The organism is Candidatus Bathycorpusculum sp., assembly GCF_009778815.1.
Lineage (GTDB): Archaea > Thermoproteota > Bathyarchaeia > Bathyarchaeales > Bathycorpusculaceae > Bathycorpusculum > Bathycorpusculum hydrogenotrophicum.
Map to the genome: position 1 here is coordinate 1 of NZ_WRFL01000068.1, position 11,480 is coordinate 11,480.

Here is an 11,480-nt window from a genome sequence, read left to right on the forward strand (position 1 = left end):
CTCACAAGAAACCCCAAACCGCTCACAAGCAACCCTCACCCCATCAGCCAACAACTCACCAACACCCTCACGCCGACCAATCTTATCAACCAAACTAACAACAGCACCCGCATTACCAAAATGTGCATCCACACCATCAAGCTGCTCCTGAGACAACAAACCACGCTCATAGCAATCCATAACAAAACTAATCGTCACACCAACACTTACGGGGTCAAGGCCGTAGTAGTAGCAACGTTCAGCGGCTTTGATAATAAAGTTAGGCTGATCTACACCGCAGTTAGGTCCAAGAGCCCAGACGTTGTCGTATTCGAGTCGGGTCATGGTTCCTTTGTAGATACCGTCACGGATTATAGCTTCATGTTCACAGCGCATAGCGCAACTGTTGCAGGCTATGATTTTGGTTATGTAGTGCTCATTTAGGATTTCGCCGCTAATTTGAGCTATATTTGGGAATTGTGCGGCGCTATAGTTGTATGTGGGCATACAGGTGAGATTGTTGTTTACGGTGAGATTTTCAATGGAGCCAATAGTGCGGTATTTACTTGCTGCTGGACCTTTCATGCGTTCATGGAAATCCTGTACGACCTCTAAGAATTCGGTTGGTTTTGCTACCGCAACATCATGAGTTCCCCTCACAGCAATAGCTTTAAGATTTTTACTGCCCATAACTGCGCCTAAGCCGGTTCGGCCAGCCGCATGAGTTTTATCGTTTACTATTGTTGCTAGTTTGGATTGTTTTTCGCCAGCCAACCCTATGGCGGCAACACGGATGTAGTAATCACCTAATTCGTCTCTAAGAACGTCTTCAGTTTCTCCAGCAGATTTGCCCCAGAGTTTAGTGGCATCAGATAACTTTACCGAGTCGTCATCTATCCAGAGATAAACCGGTTTTTTTGCTTGACCAGTTATGATTACAACATCGTATCCAGCACGTTTGAGCTCAGTACCAAAAGTGCCATGACTAACAGCTTCGGCAACTCCGCCTGTTTGGGGCGACTTTGAAATAAAGGCATGACCGTTGCCACCTGTTGGAAACATGGTTCCCGCAAAGGGACCAAGAGATAGAACAAGCGGATTCTCAGGGCTCAGGGGAGCCGTTTGAGCTTTAGAGTTAGACAAGTAAAAGTGCATGCCTAAACCTATACCGCCGATGTATTTCTTTGCGGTTTCCTCAGAAAGTTTTTCGGTATGAGTTTTGCCGGTGGTTAAATCGACATACAAGACTCTTCCTGCGTAGCCGAACAACATCTAATCTCCAGAGTTTTAAAAATAAGGAACAAGCTGAACAGTATATTAAGGTAATGGGCAACCATGGTAAAAGTTCATGTTTTTTTATGGGTTTGTATGCATCATTATGCAAGACTTGCTAGCTAACGGTATCAAACTTGGAACTACAAATCGTTAGGCGAAAACTTAAACCAGCCCCACAGCCCTTGTTTTGGCGGGAAATAGCTTGATACGGATCGATAAACTCAAAGAGGCCGCGGCAAATCAAAACAAAGCTACCAACTTTGCGGTTTTTAACACAGTTAATATTACCTATTTTACCGGGTTTCAAGGAGCCGCCGCTCTTTTTATCCCCCAAGAGGGCGAAAAGTTGCTTTTTGTAAACGGGGTCAATTATGAGCAGGCAAAAGCCGAAGTTAGAGACACACAAGTACAACTCTTAAAACGCGGTGAAAATTTAATGGAAAAAATCGCACATCACACCGCAACAGGAGAAAAACTATCAGTAGATACCCTCTCCATTGATAGTTGGCGGGCATTGGCTAAAGCGGTGGGTAGTGAAGAAAAACTAGAATCCAACAACCAACTAATCCGAAGTCTACGCTCAATCAAAGATGAAACAGAAATCAAGTATATTCAAGAAGCGTGTAGAATCGCAGATAAGGGCATAGAAGCCGCCGCACAAACAATCAAAGCAGGCACTACGGAGAGACAAGTAGCCGCTGAAGCCGAATATGCCATGCGCAGAGCAGGTTCAGATGGAACAGCGTTTGAAACCATAGCAGTCTGTGGAACATGCTGTGCTTATCCTCATGGCGGAGTCGGAGAAAGAACCCTAAAAGAGGGCGATTTTGTGATTATTGATTTAGGCGCAACATATCGGTTTTACCGCTCAGACATCACCCGCACCTTTATCGTCGGCAAAGCCAGCCAAAGGCAAACAGAAATCTATGAAACCGTAAAGCGTGCACAACAAAAAGCATTTGAAAACATTAAACCTCACATACCAGCTAAAGAAATTGATTTAGTAGCTCGCCAAATAATCGAAGATGCAAATATGGGTGAGTTTTTTGTGCATAATCTTGGGCATGGTGTGGGATTAGAGATTCATGAAGCCCCGATTTTGGGTCCCAACAGCTCCGATATACTAGAAGCGGGAAATGTAGTGACCAATGAACCAGGGATTTATGTGCCAAGCTACGGTGGAGTTCGAATTGAAGACACCATACTGGTAACTAAAAATGGTGCTGAAAAACTCACCAAAGCCCCCTACACACCCTAGAAAACCAATAATAACAGAGTATACCCATGTTTCTATGGGTATTTTTATGATTAATAATCCAGCAATTATTCTTGTTGATATGCAAAATGATTTTTTTACTGGACCACACAAAGCGCAACGCATCCAAAGTGTCATCAAACCCCTGCAAAGACTAATTGCAGTAGCACGCAAAAACGCTGTGCCAGTGATTTACTGCATTGATGCTCATTATCCTCAAGATGTAGAAGTGACACAAAAATGGAGAGGTCATACCATCAAAAACACCAAAGGCGCAGAAGTCATCTCGGAAATATCACCAGATCAAAAAGTAGATTACATCGTTGAGAAACGCGCCTACAGCGGCTTCTACGAAACAGACCTAGATCCTCTGCTACAAAACCTCTATGATGGCGAGGGAGCAAAATCGGTAGTGATAGGCGGTGTACAGACCAACATCGGCATCCGCCACACAGCCGCAGACGCATTTTTCCAAGGCTATCACATCATTGTGGCCGAAGACGGAGTAGACGCACTTTCTGATGAGAACCACCAACAAGGCCTAATGTATCTTGAATATGTGTACAACGCTAAAATTATGACAACCAACAACATAATCAAAGAAATAACAAGTAAAAACAGCTATTTAGCAAGCTAAGTTAATTTTTGGAAACAAACTCAGGGGAACTCATCGTCCAAGATACAGGGAGATAACCAAATACTATTTCTGTTCACTTAAAAAACGCTCAAGCATAGAGAACAATGACTATAAGTCCACACTAAGGAAAGAGTTCACGATACAAACAACCTATCTAAATCACAAATCAAAAAGTACTCTTCTGTAAGGAAGAGACAGAAATGGCATAGTAAAAAAGCAAATACTAAAATGGCAACTAACAACAGCAAAAACCGTAAGCAGACAATTGAAAGTGTGATAACTACAACCGCCAACCGCAAATGACTGTTTTGGTGTTAGGGTTTCTTTGGTCGTTTAAATTCAGCAGTTTGGACTGTTTTCCATTTTTTCCGCTGAACAAGAAATACTCCAAAAAGAACAACTATACTACAAACAAGTGACCCAATGAGTATTAACCGGTAAACCATCATGCCGTCCATTTTTATCACAACCATTCAAACACTAAAACAACTAATAATTCTCTCTCCAGAACGAAATTAGCTCTAAGCTGTTCTCAGAGAGAACACTCTATAGCCCTTTTGTTCTTGGGAGAGCATTATATGTTTCCATGAGGGTATAAGAAACAGTGAAAAATCAAATGAAAATCGAAAAAAAACTAGTCGCATTAAGCATACTCGCCATAGCAATCGGAATAGCAACAGTTACACCCATGGCAATCCTTATGAATGCAAACGCCCAGACAAGCCAACCATATGGTGAATCAATCCAAGTATATGGTGAACCTTGGCTTGACCTAGAAATTACCGGTGCATACTTTACCATCGATCTAGCCAATGGAGAGATACTCAATACAGAGTATATACGTACACATGAGATCAGCTATCAAACCACGCTCAACGATAACGCCCTAAGCCATCAACCAAAAGCACGAATGGAATACTTTGAAGCGACATTCTACGCAGATAACATAGAACTGTTAAAGCAACCATTCAGCGTCATCATGACCGATTTTTCAAGTGGGTCATTTCCAACTGAATTATTCGGGTTTTTCAATGAATACCTGTTTAACTGTTCAGCCCCTGCCTTCAACTCAACTAACGGCACTCCACATGACATATGCGAAATGACATCTTCACGATGTTGTGGCCGTTCAGGTGCAACAGATATCGACGAATACGAAGCATTCTTGGAAGTACAAACAGTTCACCTCGAGATCAAATACATAGGTTCAGTTAGCTTTGATGGCAACAATACAGTTGTAAGCTTTGCAAACGACCAAAACATACAGCATATAGAGCTGACAAAGAACAAGGGCGGAAACACTGGATTTGGTTTGAATTCATTTGGATTTGGTAGCAGATACAGCTCAGGGAAATAATTTCCAACAGGCACGACAATATTAAGTGATGATAAAAATATGGCTAGCGACGAACTGGAAGGCAACACATTAAACGTCTACACATACATCGTCCACGCAAACAAGCCAGTGGGAACAAGAGACGTAACCCGAGGCGCAGAACTCAGCAGTACCAGCGTCGCACACCGCCATCTCCAAAAACTTGAAAACTTGGGTCTGATAGAGAAAAACAGCTACGGCGACTACATCCTAAAAGAGAAAGCAACCATCAATGGACATGTGTGGGTCGGCAAAAACCTCGTGCCCCGATTGATGTTTTACTCCTTCTTTTTTATAGGCGCATTCGCCGCAGAAGTTGGTATAATACTACTTGGCTTTCTAATTAAGGATTTAGTTATTGAGATTAGCTTCTTGTTTTTAACAGTAATGACCGCAGTTGCAATGATACTATTTCTCTTCGAAGGATTAGCACTGTACCGTAAACTGAACCCAAAACGACCAGAATAGACAGAAAGTAGAGCATATAACAAGGTTAAAGTGCAGACATATTAAAACCAATACCAACATTTTTCGGCATAGCTCTTGTTTTGTTTTAGGGTTAGAAATAAAAAGGCTAATAGGAGTGCCGGTTCCAACTATGATTGTGTTGTGGGTTATAGCATGCCGCGGTTTAAGCAGATTCCTCAAATTCAAGCATTGATGGATAAAAAAGAATGCGTCCGCAACATTGGTATTATTGCACATATTGATCATGGTAAAACTACTTTGGCGGATTGTTTGCTATCGGGAGTAGGGCTTCTTTCTCCACAAATGGCAGGAACCGCACGTGTACTTGATTATCTTGAAGAAGAACAGAAGCGAAAAATTACCATAAAAACTGCAAACATTGCCCTGCTCTATAACACTCAATCCGAGTCGTATCTCGTTAACTTGGTGGACACACCCGGACATGTAGATTTCACAGGCAAAACTACGCGAGCTCTCCGGGTAATTGATGGGGCTGTAGTGGTGGTGGATGCGGTAGAGGGAATTATGGCACAGACCGAAATCCTGACTCGACAAGCACTAGAAGAGCGCGTCTGTCCGGTACTTTTTATCAATAAAATTGATCGCCTTATTACCGAACTTCAACTAGATGAGAAAACAATCCAGAAAAAGCTTGGCCACATCATCACAAGCTTTAACGATCTAATTGAGATCTACGCGGAACCCTCTTGCAAAGACCAATGGAAAATAAGTGCTATTACGGGAAACGTGGCGTTTGGTGCGGCACTCTACGGCTGGGGCTTCACATATGATATGGCCAAGCAACGTGGATTAAAGTTCTCCGATATAATGGTCACCTGTAGAAGCGGCGGGTCAGCTAACCTTGCGGATGCGTTACCTGTTTATGAGGCCATCTTTGAGATGGTAACTCGAAGGGTACCCAATCCACATAAAGCTCAGAGTTATCGTATTGAAAAAATCTGGGGCGGTAACATCAAATCGCAAGTCGGGGAAGCACTAAGAGAATGCCGTGATGAAGCGCCTGCTGTGATGGCTGTGACTAATGTTTATTCAGATGGAAATGACGGCACACGTGTTACAGGACGAGTTTTTTCGGGCAAAATCAGAAAGGGAGACAAGCTTCATCTTGTGGAAGCTCGGGGAGAGACTGAGGCGCAAGCAGTCTATGTTGATATGGGTGCTCTGCATGAGGAAGTTGAGACGGTCTTGGCAGGCAATTTGGTTTCTCTATCTTTGACAGGAAAAGTTGAGACGGGGGAGACTCTGTGGGATTTCGCGCGCCAAGAGGATATGAAACCGTTTGAATGTATCAACTATGTTTCGGAGGCTGTGGTAACATTTGTGGTGGAGCCTAAAAATCCAAAGAACATAGAAACATTTCAGGAGGGACTTGATCGGCTTGTCTCGGAGGATCCCAACCTTAAATTCGTAGTGGATAGGGAAACGGGGGAGTATTTGCTCAGTGGTATGGGTGAACTGCACCTTGAAATCGCCATCAATGAACTAAAAGACACATTGGGTATTGATGTGGTGGTTTCCTCTCCACGGGTTGTTTATGGAGAGTACGCACAGAAAAGTGGGGTAGTTGCGTTGGCATTAAGTCCAGATAAACAAAACAATGTCCGAGTGCAGGTTATACCGAAACTAGAGCACGATGTTGGCTCTGAGGAGAAGGGTCAGATCTTGGTTACTGATGAATATCAGAATATACTAGTTGATGTCAAGGGCAGAACACAACAGGTATCAAAAGAGACTCTTGATGCAGTCAAAGCAGGTTTTAAGTATGCATGCGCTGCAGGACCTCTTTGCGGTGAACCCATACATCAACTCAAAGTAGAACTCATAGACTTTGCACTTGCCCCAAATGCAGCCGCCTCGGAGATTGAGCATGCGGTAAGCAAAGCGATATTTGGCAGCTTTTTAACTGCAACCCCCAGCCTCCAAGAACCCATCTACAAAATCATATTATCAGTAGCCTCTGAGTTAGCAAGCGACTCTAACCGCATACTCAATATTCGCCGGGGTAAAGTTATCCAGTTCGAACAAAAAGGACCACTAACCCAGATCACAGGGTATATCCCAGTTGCTGAAACCTTTGGCCTCTCCAAAGAGCTACGCTCAGCCACCTCAGGCAGAGCAGTTTGGCAATCCATGTTTGACCACTGGGAAAAACTCTCATCCAAACTTGCCCAAGAAACAATCAAAGAAATACGAAAAAGAAAAGGACTCCCCCAATATATTGCTAAACCTGAACAATTCATGGAGCTCTAACAATCATGCATCTAACGGTTGCCTTTGATTTAGATTTCTCGCTTTGCTGCGGACAGGTGTTTCGCTGGCAAAAAACCGGTGATACGTGGTATGGTGTTATTGGTGAAACGGTTCTAAAAATCCGCCAAGTCGGCAATGAACTCGAGTTCGAGGGTGCCAAAGAAGAGTTTGTGCGACATTATTTTGGGTTAAACGATGATTTAACACATATCCGCCTATGTGTCGCTAAAGATTCCTTTATTAAAAAAGCATTAACACAGTTTGAGGGATTGCGGCTTATCCGACAGGACCCATGGTCATGTCTTATTGGTTTTATCTGCTCGGCATACAAAAATATTGCAGCCATCGAGCAGATGCTCAAAAAGCTCTCTGAGAAGTATGGTAAAAAGCAGGTGTTTGATGGTAAAGAGTTCTATCTGTTTCCCACAATCGAGAGCTTAGCCTGGGCCAGTGAAAGTGGTCTGAGGGAATGCGGTTTGGGTTACCGTGCAAAATATGTGCAATTAACGGCTAGAAAAATTCTCGAGGAAAAAATTGACCTAAACGCACTGAAAGGCAGGTCTTATTTGGATGCTCGAAAACAATTGTTGGAATTTTATGGGGTGGGTTTAAAAGTTGCTGATTGTGTGTTGCTTTTTTCGCTTGAGAAATTTGAGGCGTTTCCGGTGGATGTTTGGGTTAAACGCGTTATACTAAATCACTATGCAGATCAGCTACCCTCGGAGATGGTTAAAAAGATGCAGAGTCACAATTCGCTCACTAACGGTGAATATTTAAAAATCGGCGAATTTGCGAGGGGCTATTTTGGCAGATATGCGGGTTATGCTCAGGAATATCTCTACCATTATGAGCGAACACAACGTTAAAATGGCTAGCAATCAAAATACCTGTCTGGTGCAGATATGAGTGAAGGCAAAATATATCAATTAATCAATCAGAAAAGAGCGTTTTTGAGACAGGCCACAAAGGATTACGCAACCGGCGGCAACGATATGTTAGATGACATAAACTCGGCCCTACAGGAAGCAAAAGATGAACTTGTACATAATTTAGAACTTGCTAGTTGCCTTAAAGAAGAAGATAAAGCAACATACCAGCAGGAATGCCTCAACATGTACAGTACATGGTATGAAAAATGGTTCGGTAAACCTCTAAATCAGTGAATTGGAACTAAATTTTTAGTTTCTTCATCAGTTTATTTATAGGTAAACATGTTCCGCTTTGGAACAGGGTTGTTCCGTAAACAGAGCTAATAGTTGCTTTAGGCTAAATGCATTTAGGGGAAAAACATGAAAAATACAATAAAAATCAGCATATGTCTAATACTGTCGATCTCGATTGGAATTTTGGCTGCAACTCCTCTGCTTGTATCAGAACTAAACTCAAACATTCGACCTTGGATTACACACATACAGGGACCCATAACACCTATCAACATTGATGTTGTCTACGCTGACTTTACTGTAACAAATCCCGATACGCCCATAACCCAAACCAACGGACCAACAATAAACTACTATGTAGTTGTCAATGCCACTAACCCCTCTGATTATACAGCCCTTCTAGTTGGAATAAATTTCTGGGCAGATCAGAACATCCAAAATAATACTGAGACAGGACCAATCTTTGATGGTGAAGGGAGTAGAGGCCACGGCGGAACAGCTGAGGGCGCGTGGATTGATGGAATATGGTATAACCTAACCTGGCATAGTCCCTGTCCATACTTTGATGCGAACGGCACAATGACTCAATCACCTTGGAATTATTTATATCAAGAAGAATACTGGATGGAGGGCGTAGAATATTACAAGCGAACTGTCTATAACGATGCAGGCACCAACTCGTATATCTACTTAAACATGAACGGCACATGGGTTGACGTAACTGGACGGATTACCATTGACATACCAGACGATGGATCATCCTACGGTGGATCGGCAACAATCGCTAATCATCATATGTACTTTCAACCAGACGACGGTACTAGTGTGAACGATGGTTATTTGACAACCAGAGTAGTCGATATTGGAGACAACGCATTTGACAATCGTTTTGCACCCGGGCAATCGCGTTTGCTTGTAATTTCAGGCAGTTGGGAGGTTCGATTGGATTGTGTTGCTCTAACGGAGGATGGTTTCATAAATCCTGTTGATGTTATCCGATCAGGTATCATCCAAACATTTGCTAGTGCAATGTCGGATGCGGATGTAGATTGCGATGTTGGGAACAGCGCATTCCTTGATACGTTTACAAATACAGAGATACTCAAGCAACTCAGTCTAACACCTATAGGGAATAGCTACATCTACAATACCGTTCTATCGGATAATCAAATGTTTCAGCTTGATCAATACGGCACAGAAGCATTCATCAGACCTAGGAGTTAAATGGAGGAGATGGCTTGGGCTGTGAAGATTTAGAAGGTAACACATTGAGTGTTTATGCTTTTGTGGTTAAAGAAGACAAGCCTGTTGGACCACGCGAAGTTATGCGCGGCACCAATCTATCTAGTCCAAGCACCGCATATCGACAATTACAGAAGTTGGAATCGTTGGGTTTAATCGAGAAAACCGTATACGGTACATACGTTGCAAAGGAAAAAACTAGTGTTACTGGGCATGTGTGGGTCGGCAAAAACCTTGTGCCTCGTCTAATATGTTACTCCCTTTTTTTCTTTGGTATACTAATTGTTGAATCTGTAATTTTAGGGGTTCAGTTTTTCTTTCAAGATTTGAGTCCAAGTTTAGCGGTTTTATATTTGGTTCCAATTACCGCTGGCGCGGCGGGACTGTTTTTAGCTGAAGGTTTACTTTTGTGGCGACGCAACAAACAGGCAATTTTGGGAAACTAGAAGTGTTGATTAGGCTGATTATGTGGGTTTTCCTTTTATCGATTAGTTACTTATCAAAGTGGCAGAAAATGTTTAAATGCTGTTTGGGATAGCAATATGTAGCAGTTATGTTTGGGCCCGTAGCTCAGCTAGGTAGAGCGCCAGACTCATAATCTGTTGGTCATTGGTTCAAATCCGATCGGGCCCACCACAACTACCTTTTCTAAACCTAAATCAGTCTTTGTTACTTCTCCTGTTTTACTTCATCTACCAAGTGGAACTGTAGAAGTAAACTTGATGAATACAAAAAATATCAGAACATGTACCAAAGAGAATCAGCAGTGAAGTTTCATCTGCTACATACACAGAGACATTAGGACAGCTTAGCTGAACCTTCTAAACTACTAACAATAACTGGTTCTATGAGGAAGACAGCTAACAAACCTTGACAAAGAACTACTGTATATCTTGCTGTAAAAAACAAACGGGATACCATACAATACAAACAGGTAAAGGATGCAACTAGGATAGAGAAGACGAAAGGGAAAAGAGAGAACATGACAGAGAAGAAAGTGGCGATATTAACGCCAACTAATATTCACAGATAGATTTTTCGCGCCGTTAAACTTTAACTGCATACTGACCCGACCAGGATTAAACATGTCCATGCCAAGGTCTTCAGCAGACAGAGTTATTTTCCCTTCACTAAGGTTGATGGATTGACTATTATCATCCTGACTTAAAATCAACAGCATTTCACCCTCAGCAATACTGCTATCTACCGAAAATTTGTTCAACTCTTCCTGACTCAGATCACGAAAAATAGTGCTGTAACCTTGAGCACTCTGAGCAGAAAATGTCCATCCACCACTTGTACGACTTTCAACCTGCATTATAAATGTACCCGAGGAGTGATCCAACCCGTTGAACACACCAAGCACAAACATTACACCAATCACACTGGCAACCGCTAAAACTATAACTACGACCAAAAGAACGAGCATTAAATTTCTTTTTGAACTTTTCACCATTTTATTAACCGCTCATTTGATTTGTTATCTACATACCGAACATGCATTTATAGCAATAGAATATTTAAACTTGTAATCTATAAATTAAAACTGAGCATATTAAAAGCAGAATAAAGCTACAGGTTAGTTATTGGATTTTAGTTATTATCTATCTTAGAAAACATTACGTAGCCTATAATAGCCCGCTGTTTCTCGTGTTCCTTGCAGTACTAACACGGAGGTTGTCCGATTTAAAATTTTGAGAGTGTTGACCAATAGATATATTGTAGGGTGTGTTTATATTAATTCAGCCGGTGGCTGTTATGGTTGAATGTAAAAATTGTGGTTCTGAAAAAACAGTTAAAAGCGGGCAACTCCGC

General features: G+C 42.1%; 11 protein-coding genes and 1 tRNA gene. 10 read left to right on the forward strand and 2 right to left on the reverse strand.

The genetic code is table 11. The features are described 5' to 3' along the window. The coding region (locus FWF39_RS10430) for an aldehyde ferredoxin oxidoreductase N-terminal domain-containing protein (RefSeq protein ID WP_343383378.1) at positions 1-1,251 on the reverse strand (1,251 nt) is incomplete at its 3' end. A 205-nt stretch (positions 1,252-1,456) separates the two neighbouring features. Between FWF39_RS10430 and FWF39_RS10435 the strand changes: the two genes are divergently transcribed. The 10 genes from FWF39_RS10435 to FWF39_RS10480 all read left to right on the forward strand — a co-directional run bounded on the left by FWF39_RS10435 (position 1,457) and on the right by FWF39_RS10480 (position 10,301). Next, positions 1,457-2,512, forward strand: a complete 1,056-nt coding sequence (locus tag FWF39_RS10435) for a Xaa-Pro peptidase family protein (protein ID WP_343383379.1) — start codon at positions 1,457-1,459, stop codon at positions 2,510-2,512. A gap of 46 nt (positions 2,513-2,558) precedes the next feature. After that, on the forward strand, positions 2,559-3,146 hold the full coding sequence (locus tag FWF39_RS10440; RefSeq protein WP_343383380.1) for an isochorismatase family cysteine hydrolase: 588 nt from the start codon (positions 2,559-2,561) through the stop codon (positions 3,144-3,146). Positions 3,147-3,750: 604 nt separating this feature from the next. Then, positions 3,751-4,503, forward strand: coding sequence for a hypothetical protein (locus FWF39_RS10445; protein ID WP_343383381.1), 753 nt, complete (start codon positions 3,751-3,753; stop codon positions 4,501-4,503). 39 nt (positions 4,504-4,542) lie between these two features. Then, positions 4,543-4,989, forward strand: a complete 447-nt coding sequence (locus tag FWF39_RS10450; protein ID WP_343383382.1) for a hypothetical protein — start codon at positions 4,543-4,545, stop codon at positions 4,987-4,989. Between the two features lie 153 nt (positions 4,990-5,142). After that, on the forward strand, positions 5,143-7,260 hold the full coding sequence (locus FWF39_RS10455; RefSeq protein ID WP_343383383.1) for a GTP-binding protein: 2,118 nt from the start codon (positions 5,143-5,145) through the stop codon (positions 7,258-7,260). Positions 7,261-7,265: 5 nt separating this feature from the next. Then, complete coding sequence (locus tag FWF39_RS10460; RefSeq protein ID WP_343383384.1) at positions 7,266-8,126, forward strand: DNA glycosylase; 861 nt, start codon at positions 7,266-7,268, stop codon at positions 8,124-8,126. A 36-nt stretch (positions 8,127-8,162) separates the two neighbouring features. Next, on the forward strand, positions 8,163-8,423 hold the full coding sequence (locus FWF39_RS10465) for a hypothetical protein (protein ID WP_343383385.1): 261 nt from the start codon (positions 8,163-8,165) through the stop codon (positions 8,421-8,423). Between the two features lie 126 nt (positions 8,424-8,549). Then, the gene (locus FWF39_RS10470; protein WP_343383386.1) at positions 8,550-9,647 is read left to right on the forward strand and encodes a hypothetical protein; all 1,098 of its coding nucleotides are present in this window, start codon (positions 8,550-8,552) and stop codon (positions 9,645-9,647) included. Positions 9,648-9,661: 14 nt separating this feature from the next. Beyond that, positions 9,662-10,111 (forward strand): hypothetical protein, encoded by a 450-nt coding sequence (locus FWF39_RS10475; protein WP_343383387.1) that lies wholly within the window; start codon positions 9,662-9,664, stop codon positions 10,109-10,111. A 113-nt stretch (positions 10,112-10,224) separates the two neighbouring features. After that, positions 10,225-10,301: transfer RNA gene (locus FWF39_RS10480), tRNA-Ile, on the forward strand. A gap of 370 nt (positions 10,302-10,671) precedes the next feature. Here FWF39_RS10480 and FWF39_RS10485 read toward each other — a convergent pair. Continuing rightward, entirely contained in the window at positions 10,672-11,121 is a 450-nt protein-coding gene (locus FWF39_RS10485) for a hypothetical protein (RefSeq protein WP_343383388.1), read from the reverse strand. Positions 11,122-11,480: the final 359 nt, after the last annotated feature.